Source organism: Kitasatospora sp. NPDC101155 (assembly GCF_044768305.1).
In the GTDB taxonomy this organism is placed as follows: domain Bacteria; phylum Actinomycetota; class Actinomycetes; order Streptomycetales; family Streptomycetaceae; genus Kitasatospora.
In genome coordinates this window covers 82,834-101,570 of the sequence record NZ_JBIWPN010000030.1, presented here as the reverse complement: position 1 = coordinate 101,570, position 18,737 = coordinate 82,834, and the positions used below count along the sequence as shown (strand labels likewise).

The 18,737-nt window shown below is 72.9% G+C and carries 6 protein-coding genes; 1 reads left to right on the top strand and 5 read right to left on the bottom strand.

Going from position 1 to position 18,737, the window contains the following annotated elements; genetic code table 11:
- Both ACIRYZ_RS32660 and ACIRYZ_RS32655 read right to left on the bottom strand, forming a co-directional pair.
- Positions 1-3,737, bottom strand: a 3,737-nt coding sequence (locus ACIRYZ_RS32660) for a type I polyketide synthase (protein ID WP_402951375.1), incomplete at its 3' end; no start/stop codon positions are given.
- A 519-nt stretch (positions 3,738-4,256) separates the two neighbouring features.
- The gene (locus tag ACIRYZ_RS32655; RefSeq protein WP_402951372.1) at positions 4,257-5,381 is read right to left on the bottom strand and encodes a DUF6421 family protein; all 1,125 of its coding nucleotides are present in this window, start codon (positions 5,379-5,381) and stop codon (positions 4,257-4,259) included.
- A 260-nt stretch (positions 5,382-5,641) separates the two neighbouring features.
- Between ACIRYZ_RS32655 and ACIRYZ_RS32650 the strand changes: the two genes are divergently transcribed.
- Complete coding sequence (locus ACIRYZ_RS32650; RefSeq protein ID WP_402951370.1) at positions 5,642-6,403, top strand: SDR family NAD(P)-dependent oxidoreductase; 762 nt, start codon at positions 5,642-5,644, stop codon at positions 6,401-6,403.
- 105 nt (positions 6,404-6,508) lie between these two features.
- Here ACIRYZ_RS32650 and ACIRYZ_RS32645 read toward each other — a convergent pair whose 3' ends face one another.
- The 3 genes from ACIRYZ_RS32645 to ACIRYZ_RS32635 are packed head-to-tail and all read right to left on the bottom strand — an operon-like array spanning position 6,509 to position 18,734.
- The gene (locus tag ACIRYZ_RS32645; RefSeq protein WP_402951367.1) at positions 6,509-7,999 is read right to left on the bottom strand and encodes a tryptophan 7-halogenase; all 1,491 of its coding nucleotides are present in this window, start codon (positions 7,997-7,999) and stop codon (positions 6,509-6,511) included.
- Positions 7,996-9,339 carry a cation:proton antiporter gene (locus ACIRYZ_RS32640; protein WP_402951364.1) on the bottom strand — a complete coding sequence of 448 codons (1,344 nt, stop codon included), beginning with the start codon at positions 9,337-9,339 and terminating at the stop codon, positions 7,996-7,998. The genes ACIRYZ_RS32645 and ACIRYZ_RS32640 overlap by 4 nt, the downstream gene beginning before the upstream one ends.
- Positions 9,336-18,734, bottom strand: coding sequence for an amino acid adenylation domain-containing protein (locus tag ACIRYZ_RS32635; protein ID WP_402951361.1), 9,399 nt, complete (start codon positions 18,732-18,734; stop codon positions 9,336-9,338). Before ACIRYZ_RS32635 ends, ACIRYZ_RS32640 begins: the two co-directional genes overlap by 4 nt.
- Positions 18,735-18,737: the final 3 nt, after the last annotated feature.

The window sequence follows — 18,737 nt, the reverse complement described above, 5'->3', positions numbered from 1 at the left end:
CGCGCATCCGACAACCGCTCCAGCACCACCACCCCCACACCCTCAGCCCACCCCGTACCATCCGCCGCATCCGAGAACGCCCTGCACCGCCCGTCCGGGGAGAGCCCGCCCTGCCGGGCGAACTCGACGAACATCCCGGCGGTCGACATCACCGTGGCCCCGCCGGTGAGGGCCAGCGAGCACTCCCCCGAACGCAGCGACTGCACCGCCAGGTGCAGAGACACCAACGACGACGAACACGCCGTGTCCACCGTCACCGCCGGCCCCTCGAACCCGAAGGTGTACGAGATCCGCCCCGACGCCACACCCGGCGTGCCTCCGGTCAGGGCGTAGCCGCCGAAGCTCTCCGTGGTCCGGTCCAGCGGGGGGACGTAGTCCTGGTTCATGACGCCCATGAAGACGGCCGTCCGGCTGCCGCGCAGCGAGGCCGGGGCGATGCCCGCGCGCTCCAGCGCCTCCCAGGAGACTTCGAGCAGGAGCCGCTGCTGCGGGTCCATCGCCCGCGCCTCGCGCGGGCTGATCCGGAAGAAGTCTGCGTCGAGGTCCAGGGCTCCGGCGAGGAAGCCGCCGCTGCGGACCTCACCGGTGCGCTCCGGGTCGAGGCTCCAGCCGCGGTCCTCGGGGAACGCCGTGACGGCGTCCACCTCCTCGTGGACCAGGCGCCACAGGTCCTCGGGCGAGGCCACGCCGCCCGGGAAGCGGCAGCCCATGCCCACGATCGCGATCGGGTCGTCGTCCGGGGCGGGGCCGGCGGCGGCCGGCTGCTCCTCCGGGGCCGACCCGGAAAGCTCCTCGTGGAGGTGGCCGACCAGCGCGGTGATCGTCGGGTGGTCGTACAGCAGGGTGACGGGCAGTCGCAGCCCGGTCGCCTTCCCGAGCCGGACGCTGAACTCCACGGAGGTCACGGAGTCGAAGCCGAGCTCCGGGAACGCGTGGTCGGCCGCCAGCGCGCCCGGGTCGGTGCGGCCGAGCACGGCCGCCGCCTGGGCCCGGACCAGGGCCTGCAGGTCCGCCGGCCCCCGCGCCGCCCGCCGCGGCGGGGCGACGGGTTCGGCCCCGGACACCGACGACGGCACGGGCGGTGCGGGCAGCGCGGCGCCGGTACCGGAGAGCCAGTAGGGCCGGCGCTGGAAGGCGTAGCCGGGCAGCTCCACGGTACGAGCGCCGGTACCTTCGAACATCGGCCGCCAGTCCAGCTCGACGCCCTGGACGTACAGTTCGGCCATGGACAGCAGCAGCCGCCGCAGCCCGCCCTCGCCGCGGCGCAGGGTGCCCTGGACCGCCGCGCCCGAGTCCTCGCCCAGGGTCTCCCGGACGGCCGTGGTCAGCACCGGGTGCGGGCTGGCCTCCACGAACACCCCGTGTCCGTCCGCGGCCAGCGCCCGGACGGCCGTCATCCAGCTCACCCGCTCGCGCAGGTTGCGGTACCAGTACCCGGCGTCCAGGTCGTCCGCGTCGAGGAGGCCGCCGGTGACGGTCGAGTAGAACGCGGTGTCGCCGGCCCGGGTGGTGACTCCGGCGGCCGCCCGCAGGACCTCCTCGCGGACGGGTTCGACGTGCAGCGAGTGCGAGGCGTAGTCGATCGGGACCGTACGGGCCCGGACCCCCCTGGCCTCGCACTCGGCCATCACCGCTCGCACGACCTCGACCGGGCCGGAGACGACGACCGAGTTCGGCCCGTTCACCGCGCCGATCGCGACCCGCTCCTGGTCCACCTCCTCGGCCGGCATCGCCAGCAGGGCCATCGCGCCGTGGCCGGACAGCCGGGTGGCGATGGCCCGACTGCGCTCGACCATCAGCCGCAGGCCGTCCTCGAGCGGGACGATCCCCGCCGCGCAGGCCGCGGTGATCTCCCCCTGGGAGTGGCCGACCACGGCGGACGGCCGCAGGCCGACGGCCCGCCACACCTCGGCGAGCGACACCTGCACCGCGAAGAGCGCGGGCTGCATGACGTCCATCCGCCGCAGCGCCGCCTCGTCCGCGAGCACCTCCCGCAGCGACCAGTCGACCTGACCGTCCAGCAGCCGCGCGCACTCGGCCATCCCGGCGGCGAACACCGGCGAGGAGTCCCACAGCTCCAGGGCCATCCCGGCCCACTGCGGGCCCTGTCCGGGGAACATCCACACGGCCTTGGCGTGCGGGCCGGCCACGCCGGCCGCCACGTGCGGGGACGGCTCGCCCTGCGCCAACGCCTCGAGTCCGGCCAGGAGTTCGGCCCGGTTCGCGGCGACGACGACCCCGCGGTGCGCCAGGACCGTACGGGTGGTGGCGCCGGCGTACCCGACGTCGCGCGGGCGCAGGCCCGGGTCGGCCTCGAGGTGTTCCAGCAGCCGGCGGGCCTGGGCGCGCAGTGCCGCCTCGCTCCGGCCGGACACCAGCACCGGCACGGCCGGCCCGGTCTCGTTCCCGCTCTCGGTCTCCACCTCGGTCCCGGCCGACTCGGACGCACCGGGGGCATCGCCGACCACGACGTGGCAGTTGGTGCCGCCGATGCCGAAGGAGCTGACGCCGGCCAGCCGGGCGCCTTCGGGCCAGGGGCCGACGGTGTCGTTGACCCGGAGCGCGAGCCGCTCGAACCGGATCGACGGGTTGGGCTCGGCGTAGTTGAGGCTGGCCGGCAGGACCCGGTGCCCGAGGGAGAGCGCGACCTTGATCAGCCCGACCACGCCGGAGGCCCCGTCGAGGTGCCCGATGTTGGTCTTCACCGAGCCGACCAGCAGCGGCCGGTCGGCGGGCCGGTCCCGGCCGAGGACCTCGCCGAGCGCCGCCGCCTCGATCGGGTCGCCCGTCCTGGTCCCGGTTCCGTGCAGTTCGACGTACCCCACCTGCGCTGCGGGCGTCCCGGCCCGCTCGTAGGCCTCGCGCAGCAGTTCCTGCTGGGCCGCGCCGTCCGGGGTGGTGAAGGAGTCGCCCCCGCCGTCGTTGTTGACCGCGCTGCCGAGCAGGACGCAGTGGATCCGGTCGCCGTCGGCGACGGCGTCGGCCAGGCGCTTGAGCACGACCAGACCGCCGCCCTCGCCGCGGACGGTGCCGTTGGCGCGCGCGTCGAAGGTGTAGCAGCGGCCGTCCGGGGAGAGGGCTCCGGCCCGGGCGAAGGCGAGCGCGCCGTCCGGGGTCAGGTTGAGGTGGACGCCGCCGGCCAGCGCCAGGTCGGTGGCGCCGGAGCGCAGGCTCTCGCAGGCGAGGTGTACGGCGACCAGCGAGGAGGACTGAGCGGCGTCGACGGTGAGGCTCGGACCGCGCAGGCCGAGGTGGTAGGAGATCCGGTTGGCGATCACGCCCCGGCTCAGGCCGGTCAGCGTGTAGGGGGAGACGGCCTCCTCGCCGTGCCGGTGGACGATGGTGGCGTAGTCGTCGCCGGTGGCGCCGAGGAACACCGCTGTGGAGCCGCCGCGCAGGCTCCCGGGCACCACGCCCGCGTGCTCCAGGGCAGTCCAGCCCAGCTCCAGGGCGAGCCGCTGGCGAGGGTCCATCGCCACGGCCTCGCGTGCGGTGATGCCGAAGAACTCCGGGTCGAAGTCGGCGACCCGGTCGAGGAATCCGCCGCGCCCGAACCCGGCCGGCCGGAGGTCCGCCGGGACGGCGCCGAGGTCCCAGCGCCCCTCGGGGAGGTCGCCGATCGCGTCGATGCCGTCGCGCAGCAGCCGCCAGAAGGCACCGAGGTCCTCCGCCCCGGGAACGCGACAGGCCATGCCGACGACGGCGATCTCGGACCGGCTCGGGTGACGCGTGGGCATGAGGGGGTGTTCCTTTCTGGCGGCTCTGCTCCGGGCGGCCGGGTACGCGGACCCGCCTCGTCCCGGGCAGCCGGAGACGAGCGGGACCGTCGGCGAAACGTCCGGACGGACCCGCGGCGGCTCCCGCGAAAACGACCGACGTGACTCCGCGCGAGCGGAATGGAATGCACGCAACAAGAACGTGCACGGAGAATGAACATTCGGCGTGCACTGGAAACCGGGGGCGACGAGCGCTACACCCGCGAAATACCTTCACATCCGACACACCGCCGGCGAATACGCCCGGCGGATGTCACCGTCGCAGAACCCCCAGAAGAGACCCCCGTCACTTCCGCTCCCCTCGTGATCATCCGTCACACTATAGGACTCCCATAGCGAGATCAATGCACAGAGAGTCATCAGCCAACGGGTCCGGCAAGCAGAGCGTGACATTCGCCGGGTGTTCCCCGGGCGCCTTCGGCCGGGTCCGGCCGATCGGGTCACCCCGCTCCGCCGGACCCGGCCGAACCGGCCGCCGCCTCAGACGCCGAGGCGCTCCTTGACTTCCGCGAAGAACGGAATGTGCCGGTAGTCCTTGGCGTCCTCGTCGTAGTCCGTGTACTCGTTGGTGAATTCCAGCAGCCGCTGCTTGACGTCGTCGACCGGAACGCCGGTCGTTACCTCCCGTTCGATCCGCTGGATGGCGCCGAGGAATTCGGCCAGGACCTCGGGGAGTTCGTCGTGGAGCCGGATCCGGTCCCCGCGCAGTTCGATTCCGCCGTGCTTGACGAGGTAGTTGAAGAGCAGTTGGGAGGCGACCGCGTCGTAGTTGGGGCGCGGAATCCCCTCCACCGCGTAGCGGAGCAGCCGCTCGGACAGGATGTATTCGTACGCCAGCCGCGCCTCCCGGCCGGGCAGCTGCGGGTCGTTCAGGCACACCAGCATCGCGGAGACATCGACCCGCAACTCCTCCAGGCCGGCCAGCGGCTTCAGCTTCTTGACCGGCAGGTAGTCCGGGATGGGCATGTCGCCCTGCCGGTGGTGGTACTCGTGCAGCCGCACCCACCACGAGGAGGCCTGCTCGACCGTCTTGTCGTCGACGCCCCGGAGCAGCGGGAAAGCGTCCTCGGCCATCACCGCGTCGATCATCTTCCGGGTGATCCGGTTGTGCCGCTCGACGAACTTGTTGATGAAGTAGAAGATCAGGTCGTCGCCGTGCTGGATGCCGTCGACGTGGTTCTCCGGGAACAGCGCCACGACGACCCGCGACTCGAACCCCTTCGAGCTGCCCGTGATGTTCACCGGCATGGTGTTGCTGGCGTACCGGGTGGCCAGGTGCGGGTCGGTGGGCAGCGTCTCGTACGTCAAGTACTCCAGCGACAGGGCGGGGAAGTACGAGGCATCGAACAGCGAGAAGACATGGTTGTCGCTCTTCTCGTTGATGTGCGTCTTGACGGCGTCCAGGCGGGCTCCGGGCGTGTAGGTCCGGAGGTCCTCGATCAGGGCCCGGGCGGCCGGCTGCCGGCCCAGGGTCGGAGCGTCGGCGATTCGCTGCGCCAACTCGTCCAGGAATTCGCGGTCCCGGAATGCGTCGCGCGATCCCCGGACCTTCTCACGGATTTCGTCGACCTCGCCGAAGACCGCCGACGGCATGCTGTTCGACATTGCTCACCTTCTTTACAGGCGTGGTTTCGTTGCTTCACCGGGGCCGGGGCCGCAGTGGCCGTCTGCGCCCCGCCCCGGAATGTACGGATTCGGATCTTCTTCGCGCTTTCCGGCCGGACCGGCCGAATTCTCCGCAACAGCGCTTGCGCCTTTACGGCCGAGCTGGCTAGCGTGACGGCCGGGGCTTTTGCAGGAATGTCCGCGAGCCTTTCGGGCGCCTGGTTCCCCCGGTGCGCCGGCCGACAGAACTGGAGCAGCACGTGCGAATAGAAGGAAGCGTTGCGCTGGTCACCGGCGGAACGTCCGGCCTCGGCCTGGCAACGGTACGGAAACTGCGCGAGCGGGGTGCTTCCGTGGTCATCCTGAACCGGCCTTCCGTGCGGAGTGAAAAGGTCGCGGCGGAACTGGGCGAGGGAGTCGTCCTCTCCCCCGGCGACGTCACCAGCGAGGCGGACGTCACCGCCGCCGTCGACCGCGCCATGGAACTCGGCCGGCTGCGGATCGTGGTCAACTGCGCGGGGATCGGCAACGCCCACCGGACGGCCGGCCGCAGCGGCCCGTTCCCACTCGAGGCCTTCAGCGAAGTCGTCCGGACCAATCTGATCGGCAGTTTCAACGTGATCCGCCTCGCCGCGGCCCGGATGCTCCGGCTGGAGGAGGACGGCGACGAACGCGGAGTCATCGTCAACACCGCCTCGATCGCCGCCTTCGACGGCCAGATCGGGCAGGCCGCCTACGCGGCCGCCAAGGGCGGCATCGTCGGCATGACCCTGCCGATCGCCCGCGACCTCGCCCAGTCGCGGATCCGCGTGGTCACCATCGCCCCGGGTCTCTTCCGCACCCCGATGTTCGACGGCTTCCCGCCGTCCGCGATCGAGGCACTCGGCCGGCAGGTGCCGCATCCGCAACGCCTCGGCGAGGCCGAGGAGTTCGCCTCGCTCGTGGCCCACGTCGTGGACAATCCGATGCTCAACGGCGAGACGATCCGGCTCGACGGCGCCCTGCGGATGGGGCCGAGGTGACGGTCCGCCCGCCCCGGTGAGCCGGTCGGCCCGCCCCGCCGGAGCGGGCGGGCCGACCGGGCACGTGCCACGCCGACCCACCCGGCCCCCGGTCACGGCGAACCGTCAGGCCGACTGCGGGGCGACCCAGGAGAGGCCGTCCGCCGAGGGGATCAGGCCGCCCTCGAAGAGCGGCAGCTCCTCCTCGGCGTCCTCCCCCAGCGCCACGTGCATCTGCATCTTCGAGCTCTCGGTCATCGCCTCGCGCGCCACCGACGAGCCCAGCAGCGGGGCCCAGTTCTCGTTGCCGCCCGCCGAGATGGTCTCGACCGCGGCGGCGAACTCCTCGGTCTGCGCGTGCAGGCGTGCGGCGACCGACTCGGCGTCCGTGAGCGCCGCCTCCCCGGAGGAGACACCGCCCACCAGCTCCACGAACGACTCCAGTTCGGAGTTGCTGTTCCGGGTGAGCTTCTTGGCCTCCCAGAAGTAGGAGCCCTCGACGCGGTGCATGTCGTAGAAGGACATCAGGAACTCGTAGAACACGCCGTACTCGCGGCGGTAGCGCGCCTCGAACTCCTTCATCGCCACCTCCTCCTCGACCTCGCCGGCCAGCGTGCTGTTGATCGACCTCGCGGCCAGCAACGCGCTGTAGGTGGCCAGATGGACGCCAGAGGAGAAGACCGGGTCGACGAAGCATGCGGCGTCGCCGACGAGCATCATGCCCGGCCGCCAGAAGGCGGTGTGGTGGTACGAGTAGTCCTTGCGGACCCGGATCTGGCCGTACTGGCCCTCGGTGACCCGGGTGGCGGGGGCGAGGAAGTCCGAGATCATCGGGCACTCGTCGATCAGCGCCTGGAGCGCCTTCTCCGGATCGCCCTGGACCTTCTCGGCCAGCTCCCGCCGGACCACGGCGCCGACGCTGGTCAGGGTGTCGCTCAGCGGGATGTACCAGAACCAGCCACTCTCGAAGGCGACGCACAGGATGTTGTAGCGGGTCGGCTCCGGCAGCCGCTTGCCGCCCTCGAAGTAGCCGAACAGCGCCAGGTTGCGGAAGAAGTCCGAGTACTCCCGGCGGCCGCCTATGCTCTGGTTGAGTCGGCTCTGGTTGCCGGAGGCGTCCACCACGAACCGGGCCGACACCTCCCGCTGCACCCCCTGGTCGTCGGTGTAGCGCACGCCCGTGACCCGATCGCCGTCCTCCACGATCTCCGACACCGCACTGCCCTCACGGACCACGGCGCCGACCCGGCGGGCGTTGTCCAGCAGGATCTTGTCGAACTTGGAGCGCTCCACCTGGTAGGCGGTGGAGGTCGGGCCGGCCATCTGGGGGGAGACCGAGAAGGAGAAGGTCCACGGCTCCGGGTTGGCGCCCCAGCGGAAGGTTCCGCCGCGCTTCAGCGGGAAGCCCGCCTTCGCCAGCTCGTCCGCCGCGCCGGTCAGCCGGCAGACGCCGTGGATCGTGGACGGCAGCAGCGACTCCCCGATCTGGTAGCGCGGGAAGAACTCCTTCTCCAGAACGAGCACCGAGTGCCCCTTCTTGGCGACGAGTGCGGCCAGCGTCGAGCCGCCAGGGCCGCCGCCGACAACCACGACATCGAATGCTTCGGTGTTGCTCACGCTGATTTCTCTCCCGCTTCCTCGCCGCCGACGCCGACGGTCTGTACTGGATGTGCAGTTGGTGCAGTAGGTGAAGTTGGTGCAGTGGGGGACGTACCGGTCCCGATGCGGCCCGCCCGCCGCCCGCCCTTGGGGCCGTCGCCGATCAGCTGGAGCAGCGGGCCCGTCATCACGGTGGTGACCAGCGCCACCAGGACCAGGACGGCGTAGAGTTTCTGGCCGATGAGTCCCGCGGACTTGCCGACCTCCAGCACGATGAGCTCGGTCAGACCGCGGGTGTTCACCATGACGGCGACCAGGGCGGACTGCCGGGGTTCCATGCCGTGCAGGCGGGCCACGCCGTAGGTGGGGACGATCTTGCCGGCGATCGCCACCAGCAGGAGCAGGCCGAGCAGGGCCAGACCGTCCGCCCCCACCGTGGCGAGGTTGACGGACAGTCCGGTGGTGACGAAGAACAGCGGCAGGAGCAGGTTGGCGGTCTGCTCCATCGGCCCCAGGACGTCGGCGTCCGGGGCGCCGTCGCGCCGCGGCATGGCCATCCCGGCGAGGAACCCGCCGAAGACGGCGTGCAGCCCGAGCGACTCGGTGACCCAGGCACTGCCCAGGGCGAGGACCAGCGCCACCGGCACCGGGTTGCTCAGCAGGGTGGCCGGCCGGGCCAGCCACCAGCACAGCACGGGCCGGACGCACCCGAACAGGAACACCGCGAACGCCACCAGCAGCGCCAGGGCCACCGGCCAGGACCAGCGGGTGGCGTGGCCCGAGTCGCTGAGCACCGCGGCCAGTACCAGCCAGGCGGCCACGTCCATGAGTCCGGCCGCCGCGATCGCCACCGTTCCGGCCCTGGTGCCCGCCGCGCGCTCGCGCACGACGGCCGCCAGGACCGGCAGCGCCGTGATCGAGATCGCCACCGCCAGGAACACCGCGAACGACCTCCGGCCCGCGTGCGCCGGGTCCACCGCGGAGAAGACCCCGCCGCACAGGGAGACGGTCGCCAGGGCCAGCCCCATCGGGACCAGGAGGGCCGCCAGCGCGACGTTCACCGCGGTGCGTCCCGCCCGGAAGGTGCGAAAGTCGATCTCGTAGCCCGCTACGAAGAGGAACAGGACGATCGCGACCTGGGCAAGCACCGAGAGGAACGGCCGGGCCGCGGCGGGGAAGAGGAAGGTGGTCGGATCGCCCGGAAGCCGGCCCAGCAGGGTCGGCCCCAGGGCGATGCCGCCCAGGATCTGACCGATCACCGTGGGCTGGTTGAGCCTGCGGGCGAGGCCGCCGGACAGCCAGGACACCAGGACCACCAGGGCCACGTCGCCGAGGACGACGGCCGTCGGAGCACTCATGAGCACTCCTCCTCGCGCCACTCGCCGGCCTCGGCGCGCAGCCCGGCCAGGTCCGCCTCCGGGCGCCGGACGATCCGCTCCAGCAGGCGCAGGTAGTCCCCGGACAGCCGCTCGGCGGTCCCGCGGGCGAACAGGTCGGTGCTGTACTCCAGGTAGCCCTCCAGGCCCTTGTCCGTCTCACGCAGCGACAGGTTCAGGTCGAAGGTCGCCGTCCCGGGAGCGGTGGAGAGCGTTTCCCCGGTCAGGCCGTCGACGTGGTCGGTGTCCTGCGCCGCACCGCCCGTCGCCAGGGCCGGCGCCAGGTTGAACATCACCTGGAACAGCGGAGAGTGGGCCGGATCGGGGCGCGGGACCAGGGTGCGGACGAGGTCCGCGAAGGGCAGGTCCCGGTGCGCCTGCGCCTCGGCCACCACCTCCCTGGCCTGGGCCAGCAATGCGGTGAAGGCCTGCCGCGGCGCCACGTCCAGGCGCATCACCAGCGCGTTCACGAAGTAGCCGACCACGTCGTCCAGTTCGGCGGCCGGCCGGTTGGTCACCGGCGAGCCGATCGCCAGCTCGCGGTCGTCGGTGCGCCCGCCCAGGAGCGCCGCGTAGGCCGCCAGCATGGTCATGTAGAGCGAGGCGCCGTGCTGCGCGGCGAGCGTGCGCAGCCGCTCCACCAGATCGGCCGGGACGGCGAACTCCACCGCCGCGCCCTGGTAGGACTTCACCGGGCAGCGCGGGTAGTCGGTGCGCAGGGCGAGGCACTCGGGCAGTCCGTCGAGCCGCTTGCGCCAGAAGTCGCGCTGCCGGTCGAGCTCGGCGGCGTCCACGGTGCGGCGCTGCCAGCGGGCGAAGTCGGCGTACTGCAGCGGCAGCGGCGCCTGGCCCGGCCGGCCCACGCCCGACCCGCGGTAGGTCTCGACCAGTTCCCGCATCAGGATGCCGGTGGACCAGCCGTCCACGACGCCCCACGGGCGGGTGAGGACGAGGACGTGCTCCTCCTCGCCGACGACCAGCAGGTGGGCGCGGAGCATGTGCCGGTCCTGCGGCGCGAAGGGCCGCAGCCGCTCGGCCCGCAGCCATTCGGCGAGCGCACTCTCGCCGCCGGTGGACTCCGGGAGCTCCAGGACGGCCGTCTCGAAGCCGTCGGCGCCGTTCACGCGCTGGACGACGGTCCCGTCGCGGTCCGGGTAGCTGGTGCGCAGGATCGCGTGCCGCGCCACCAGGGCGTGCACGGCCCGCGCCAGGGCGTCCGGGTCGAGCCGGCCGCGCAGCCGTACGGCCAGTTGGGCGTTGTCGTGCGCGGTGCCCAGGTGCGCGGGGGCGCGCAGGAACCACAGGTCTTGCTGGGCGAGGGACAGCGGTGCCTCGTCGCCCTCCGCCGCGGGCGCGGCAGGCAGCAGGTCGGCGGACGGCTGCGGCTGCGGCTGCGGCTGTGCGGCCTCACCCCCGTCGCGCTCCGCCCCGGCTGCCGGGGACGCGTCGGCTCCGTCGCCTGGGTCGCCGGGCTCGCCGGCCACGGCGGCGGCCGGCTCCGCCTTCCGGGTACCCGCTTCCAGGGCCGCCGCCAGGTCCTCGACGGTGGCAGCCGTGAGGATGAGCTGCAGCGGCAGGTCCGCGCCGGTCTCCTTCTTGACTCGCAGGTTGAGGCGGGTGGCGAGCAGGGAGTGGCCGCCCAGGTTGAAGAAGTTGTCCTGGAGGCCGACCCGGTCGAGCCCGAGGATCGCACCGATGTGCCGGCACAGGAGGTGCTGGGCCTCGGTGCGGGGCGCGACGTAGACCTCTATGGCGAGGTCCTCCTCGTCCGGTGCCGGCAGCGCCCGCTTGTCGACCTTGCCCTGCGGGGTGACCGGCAGTTCCTCCAGGACGACGAAGGCACCGGGGACCATGTAGTCCGGCAGCCGGCCGGAGAGGTGGTCCCGCAGCTCCCGGACCAGGCCGGGGCCGACCCGGTCGATCTGCGGCGCGTTGGCCAGGCGCCGGGCCCGGTACGGGCTGCGGGCCAGCACCTGGGGCCGCTCGCCCCAGCCCAGCACCAGGTCGAGGCCGTCCGGCCGGTCCTGGGACCAGGTCGCCGCAATGCGGTAGCCGAGCTCCTCGGCGTGCCGCAGCACCGCCTCCAGCTCGCGCACCTCCTCCCGGGCCCGCGCCGAGAGGCGCTCGCCGCCGGGCAGCGGCTCGACCTGGCGGGACGGGGCCAGCCGGGCCAGCGAGGCGAGGACGCGCACGTCCTCCGCGATCCGGGGGTTGGTCAGTCCGGTGACGCCGAACCGCTCGGGGACGTCGCCGACCAGCAGGGCGCGCAGCTCGGCCGGGCCGGAGACCTCCAGCCAGGGCAGGTCGGGCGTCGTGGCGGCCCGGCCCTTCGTCAGGACCACGTCGTAGCGGTAGGCGAGCATCTCGTTGCCGCCGGTCCCTTGCTTGACCACGATGTCGACGGCGCCCAGGTCCTCGAACCGCTCCGGGAGCCGGGCGAAGAAGCTTGGGCTGACCAGGAGTTCGGTCTCCTGCCGGCGGCGGCGCTGCACCTGCGCGGCCAGCGCGCCGGCCGTGCTCGGGACGCCGGAGCGGCTGCGCTCGATGGCGCAGACGTGCTCGGAGAACAGGTCCAGGTTCCGGATGTCGCCCAGCAGGATCCGGCCGCCGTCCTCGAGCCGGGGCAGGATCCGGGCGATCACCTCCTGGAGGTAGTGGCGGCTCGGGAAGTACTGCGCCACGGAGTTGAGCACGACCACGTCGAAGGTCTCGTCGCCGAGGTCCGCCACCGACAGCGCGTCGCCCTGCCGCAGGGTGACGTGGGACCAGCCGCGGCGCTCGGCGCCCCGGCGCACGTCCGCGAGGGCCGCGGCGGAGATGTCGATGCCGTGTACCCGCTCGCACTCCTGGGCGTAGCGGAAGAGCAGCAGTCCGGTGCCGCAGCCGATCTCCAGCAGCCGCTTGGGCCGCAGCGCGTGGATCCGCTCGACGGTGCCGTCGATCCACTCCCGCATCTCGGCCTCGGGGATCGGCTCCCCGCTGTAACTGCTCTGCCAGCCCGCCAGGTTGAGGTCGTCGGGGACGGCCTCCTCGGTTTCCCGGGAGTACTGGTCCTCGAAGAGCTGGCGCCACTGGACCAGGTGCTCGGCGGTCTGTTCCGCGGCGGCCTGCTCCAGCCACTCCTCGGCCGGGCGCACGTAGGCGCTCAGAGTACCGGCCTCGCCGTCGGCGCGGGGCACGACCACCGCGCTGTGCACGGACGGGTGCGCGTTCAGCGCCGCCTCGATCTCGCCGGGCTCGACCCGGAAGCCGCGGACCTTGACCTGCTCGTCCACCCGGCCGCGGAACTCCAGGGTGCCATCGGGCAGCCGGCGCACAAGGTCGCCGGTGCGGTACAGGCGGCAGCCGGGGCCGTCGCCGAAGGGGTCGTCGACGAACCGCCGGGCCGTCAGCTCCGGGTCGCCGAGGTAGCCGCGGGCGACGCCGGCGCCGCCCAGGCAGAGCTCTCCGATCACCCCGTCCGGAACCAGCCGCAGCCGCTCGTCGGTGACGTAGGCGGTGGTGTGCGGGACGGGCACGCCGATCGGCACCCGGCTGTCCTCGGCGAGACCGCGCGGGATCACGTGGTAGGTGGAGGCGATGCTGTTCTCGGTCGGGCCGTAGCCGTTGGTCACGGTCAGCCTCGGGTGGGCCGCGTACAGGCGCCGGACGTCCCGGGCCGAGAAGGTGTCGCCGACGACCGCGAGTTCGCGCAGCGGCAGCTCGCTGCGGGTCTCGGCGGCTTCGGCGAAGGCCGGCAGGAAGGCGGCCGACAGCAGCATCGTGGTGACGCCGGCCCGTTCGACGCAGTCGAGCAGCTGGGCCGGGTCCTTGGAGTCGCCGTCGTGCAGCACCAGGAGGCCGCCGCAGACGAGCGGGGTGAGCACCTCCTGGGAGCCGGCGTCGAAGGAGATCGAGGAGTGGTGCAGCACCGCCGTGGACTCGTCGGCGGCGAAGTAGTCCGGGTTGCGCACCAGTCGGACCACACCGCGCTGCTCCACCAGCACGCCCTTGGGGCGGCCGGTGGACCCGGAGGTGAAGACGGCGTAGGCGAGGTGGTCCGGTGTCAGGCCCTGCCCGGCGCGGTCGGGATCGTGCGTGGGCAGGGTCTCGAGCACCTGGGTCCGGTCGCCGGCGCGCTCGCCGGTGTCGAGGTTGAGCACCTCGTCGACCTGTTCGAAGAGCGCGCCCGGCAGCCCGGACTGGCCCAGCACGATGCGCACTCCGGAGCCGTCGAGCAGGGCCTGGATACGCTGCTCGGGGTAGCCGGGGTCGATAGGGACGTAGGCGCCGCCCGCCTTGAGGACGCCCAGCAGTCCGACCACCAGCTCCGGCGACCGGTCGGCGCACACGCCGACCAGGACGTCGGGGCCGACCCCGAGGCCGCGCAGGTGGTGGGCGACCTGGTTCGCCCGCGCGTTGAGCTGCGCGTAGGTCAGCCGGCGTTCGCCGTGGCGCACCGCGGGCGCCTCGGGGCGATCGGCCGCCTGCTGCTCGAACAGCTCGGCGAGGCAGGAGTCCTGCGGGTACGGGGGGCGGGCACCGCGGGCCACGGTGAGCAGCCGCTCCCGCTCGGCCGGGGGCAGCACGTCGATGTCGAGTGCCCGGGTGCCGTGTCCGTCGTCGGCGGCGAGTGCGTCGACGATGCCCGCGAGCGCGGTCTCCACGTAGGAGAGCAGGGTCTCGGGTTCGACCGTGTCCTCGATCTGGACGGTGAGGGAGAGTTCGTCGCCGAGGTCGTCGAGCGACATGCCCATGGGGTAGTTGGTGCGGTCCATGACGGCCAGCCAGCGGATGCCCTGCTCCTCCAAGGCCGGCGCCGGGGCGTCGTCCCGCGCGGGCTCGAAGTGCCGAAAGTTGATCGCCGCGCTGAACAACGGGGTGTCGCCGTCCAGTCCGCTGCACCGCTGGGCCAGGCTCAGCGAGGACTGCTCGCGGACGATCAGCTCGCGCAGGTCGCCGGCGACGTCGTCGACCAGCTCCCGTACGGTGCGGCCGGCCAGTCGCACCCGCAGCGGGAGGGTGTTGATGAAGTTGCCCAGCATCCGCTCCACTCCGGGCACGCCCTGGAGGCGCCCGGACATGACGGTGCCGAAGACCACGTCGTCGCGCCCGCTGCCGGCGGCCACCACGCGGGCGCAGGCCGCGTGGAAGAGCCACGCCGGGCTGAGGCCGAGCCGCCCGGCCTCGGCCCGCAGCCGCCGGGTGAGGTCGGCGGGCAGCGAGCGGCGCGGCTTGCGGGTGCGGCGGCCGTCGCCGTGCACGTCGTTCAGGCCGAACGGCACCGTCGGTTCGGTGACGTCGCCGAAGGTGGCGCGGAAGTACTGCTCCACGTCGCCGGTGGCCAGCTGGTGCAGCGTGTGGGCGACGAAGTCGCGGTAGGGCGCGGGCTGGGTGAGCAGGTCGGCGCGCCCGGCCATGTGGGCAGCCAGCTCGTCGGCGATCAGACGCATCGAGGTGGCGTCCTCGATGAGGTGGTGGAAGTTCATCAGAACGAAGCGCCGGGGCGATCCGGGGTCCCGCGCGATCCGGACGCTGAGCATCGGCGCCCGGTCCGGCGGCAGCTCGGCCGGCAGGCCGGCCAGTGCGCGGGCCCGCTCCTCGGCGTCCGCGCCGGTCCCGGGCGCCTCGGTCCCGGGCAGGTCGATGTGCTCCACCGGGAGCGTCGCCGAGCGGTACACCACCTGCACCGGCTCAGGCAGGCCTTCGGTGAGGACGGCGGTGCGCATCACGTCATGGCGGTCGATCAGGGCCTGGAGTGCGTCGAGGAACGCCGTGCACGCGGCTTCGTCGTCCGCGGCGAACACCGCGGACATCACGTACGGGTCGTTCTCCGGGTCCATCAGGTGGTGGAAGAGGATGCCTTCCTGGGAGGGCACCAGGGGGTAGACGTCCTGGACGTTGGGGGCGCCGCCGGGGACCCGGTCGGCGATGGCGTCCAGGTGCTCCTGGCCCAGCCGGACCAGCGGCAGCAGCTCGGGGGTGAGCCGCTCGCAGCCCTTGGGGACGGCGTGGGGCGGCACCGAGTAGCCGGGCTCGGCCGGCTCGCCCGCCGGGTCCTCGCCGGTGCCGGTGCCGCCCGTGCCGACGGTGGCCGCGTCGATGCGCGCCGCCAGGCCGCTCAGGGTGGCGTCGTCGAACAGGTCGCGCACGGTGAGTCGCAGCCCGGCAGCCCGCAGCCGGGCCACCAGGACCGTGATGAGCAGGGAGTGGCCGCCCAGGGTGAAGAAGTTGTCGTTCGCGCCGATCCGGTCTGCCTCGAAGCCGAGCAGGTCGGCCCAGACCTCGGCCAGCGCCCGCTCGGTGCCGTCGGCCGGGGCCACGTACGCGTGGTCCTGACGCTGGGCGTAGGCGTCGATGCCGGGGGCCGGGAGCGCGGCGCGGTCGAGCTTTCCGTTGGTGGTCAGCGGCAGGTCCGGCAGAAGCACGTAGGCGCCAGGGAGCATGTACTCGGGCAGGACGCGGCGGGCGAGCCGGTCCAGTTCGGCGCGCAGCCCCGCCTCGTCCTGGTCGACCGCCGGCACCACGTAGGCGACGAGCTGCCGGTTGCCGGGCCGGTCCTCGCGCACCACGACGGCGCACGAGCGCACCCCGGGGTGCTCGTTGAGGCGGGCGGAGACCTCGCCCGGTTCGATGCGGTAGCCGCGGATCTTGACCTGGTCATCGTTGCGCCCGCGGTACTCCAGCGAGCCGTCCGCCAGCTGCCGGGCGAGGTCCCCGGTTCGGTACATCCGGGCACCGGGCACCCCCCGGAACGGGTCGTCGAGGAAGCGCTCGGCGGTCAGCTCCGGCCGGTTCAGGTAGCCGCGGGCGACGCCCTCGCCGCCCACGTACATCTCGCCGACCGCCCCGGTCGGCACCGGGTTGAGGTGCCGGTCCAGCACGTAGACGTTCAGGTCCGGCAGCGGCCCGCCGATCGGGCTGACGGCGGAGGCGGTGTCGGCCTCGGTGACCACCCGGTGGGTCACGTGCACCGTCGTCTCGGTGATGCCGTACATGTTCACCAGCTCGGTCGCCGCGTTGAGCGGCCGGGCGAACCAGGGGCGCAGCGCCGTGGGGTCCAGGGCCTCGCCGCCGAACACCACGGTGCGCAGCCGGTGCCGGGCGCCGTCCTCGCCCTGGGCCGCGATCAGCTGCCCGAAGGCGCTGGGCGTCTGGTTCAGGACGGTCACGCCCTCCGCGCACAGCAGCGCGTAGAACTCCCGGGGGCTGCGGGCCACTTCGTGCGGGACGACGACGAGCCGGCCGCCGTGCAGCAGGGCGCCCCACGTCTCCCAGACGGTGAAGTCGAAGGCGAAGGAGTGGAACAGCGTCCACACGTCCTCGGGGCCGAAGCCGAAGGACTCCCGGGTCGTGGTGAACAGCCGGGTCGCGTTGCGGTGTTCGACCAGGACGCCCTTGGGCAGGCCGGTCGAGCCCGAGGTGTAGATGACGTAGGCGAGGTCCTTCGGTGAGGCGCCGGTCACCGGCTCCAGGTCGTCGGCGGGCAGCCACTCCCAGTTGCCCCGCACGTCCACCACCTGGGCGCCGCCGGCGTTGAGCCCCTCGGGCAGCGCGCCGTCCACCAGCACCACCTTCGGGGCGCTGTCCGACAGCACGTGGGCGAGCCGCTCGACCGGCGCGGTCAGGTCCAGCGGCACGTACGCGCCGCCCGCCTTCAGCACCGCCAGCGCGCCCACCACCAGCCACTCGCCGCGCGGCAGGCAGAGCGCCGCCGGGGTGTCCCGGACCACGCCCGAGGCGCGCAGGTACCGGGCCAGGCGGTTCGCCCGTGCGTTCAGCTCGGCGTAGGTCAGGGAGCGGCCCTCGCAGGTCACCGCCACCGCGTTCGGCGTGCGGCGCACCACCTCCTGGAACCAGTCGTCGATCCGGCGGGCCGGCTCGGGCGCCGGGCCCGACGGGGCCCGCCACTGCCGGGTCACGGCGCCGAGCTCGGCGTCGTCCAGCAGGGCCAGCCGGGAGACCGGCTCCTGCGGCGCCTCGACGACGGCGGCGAGGAGGGTGGTGAAGTGGCGCACGAAGCGCTGGACGGTCTCCCGGTCGAACAGGGCGGTGCTGTACTCCACGGCGCCGGCCAGGCCCTGCGGGGTCTCCCGCAGGTCGAGGGTGAGGTCGAACTTGGCGATGGTGAAGTCGACGTCGACCGGGGTCACCTCCAGCCCGCCCAGGGTGAGCCGGGGCTCCGCCTGCTCCTCCTGGAGCACCAGCACGGTCTGGAAGACCGGTGAGTGGCTGAGGGCGCGCTCGACCTGGAGGGCGTCCACCACCGCCTCGAAGGGCACGTCCTGGTGGTCGTAGGCCTCCAGCGCGGTCCGCTTCACCCGGGCCAGCAGCTCCGTGAAGGCCGGGTCGCCGTCCAGGCTGTTGCGCATCACCAGGGTGTTGGCGAACAGGCCGATGAGCCCCTCCGTCTCGACCCGGTTGCGGTTGGCGATGACGGTGCCGACGGCGATGTCGGTCTGCTGCGTGTAGCGGTGCAGCACGACGGAGTAGGCGGCCAGCAGCGTCATGTACAGCGTGGCGCCGTGCCGCTCGCCGAGCTCGCGGAGCCGCTCCAGCAGCTCCGGCGGGCACTGGAAGAACTCCCGGGTGCCCTCGTAGCCGCGCACCGGCGGGCGCGGGCGGTCCGCTGGCAGCGTCAGGCCCGTGTCAACCCCGGCGAGCCGGCCCTTCCAGTAGTCGACCTGACGGGCCTGCACCTCGCCGGCCAGCCACTGGCGCTGCCAGTGCGCGAAGTCGGCGTACTGCACCGGCAGCGGCTCCAGGGCGGCGTCCCGGCCCTGGCGGGCCGCCTCGTACAGCTCGGTCGCCTCGCGGAAGAACACCCCGACCGACCAGCCGTCCGAGACGGTGTGGTGCATCGTCACCATCAGGACGTGCTCGGTCTCCGACACCCGCAGCAACAGCGCCCGGATCAGCGCGTCCTTCGCCAGGTCGAAGGGCGTGAGCATCTCCTGCTGGCAGATCCCGGCCACCTGCGCCGGGTCTGCGACGTCCTGCTCGCGCACCGTGAAGCCGGTGCCGTCGTCGATGCACTGGTACGGGACGCCGTCGCGCTCCTCGAACCGGGTGCGCAGGGCCTCGTGCCGCAGCACCAGCCCGGTCAGCGCCCGGCGCATCGCCGCGCGGTCCAGCGGACCGTGCAGCCGCATCGCCATCGGGACGTTGTAGTAGGCGCTGGTGCCCTCCAGCTGGGCGAGGAACCAGAGCCGCTGCTGGGCGAAGGAGAGCGGGAGCGGCTGGTCCTGGGAGCGGGGCAGGCGCGGGATGATGTCCAGCGCGGAGAGGTCGACGCCCCGCTTGGTCAGCAGCGCGATCACGGCGCGCTGCCGCTTGGCGGGCATCGCCTGGATCTTGCGGATCAGTTCCGGTCCGCTGTCCGGGTACGGCGTGCTCATCGT

Excerpts from the sequence above, each read along its gene's own strand:
- ACIRYZ_RS32655 (WP_402951372.1), bottom strand. The coding sequence starts at position 5,381 with ATGTCGAACAGCATGCCGTCGGCGGTCTTCGGCGAGGTCGACGAAATC.
- ACIRYZ_RS32635 (WP_402951361.1), bottom strand. The coding sequence starts at position 18,734 with ATGAGCACGCCGTACCCGGACAGCGGACCGGAACTGATCCGCAAGATC.
- ACIRYZ_RS32640 (WP_402951364.1), bottom strand. The coding sequence starts at position 9,339 with ATGAGTGCTCCGACGGCCGTCGTCCTCGGCGACGTGGCCCTGGTGGTC.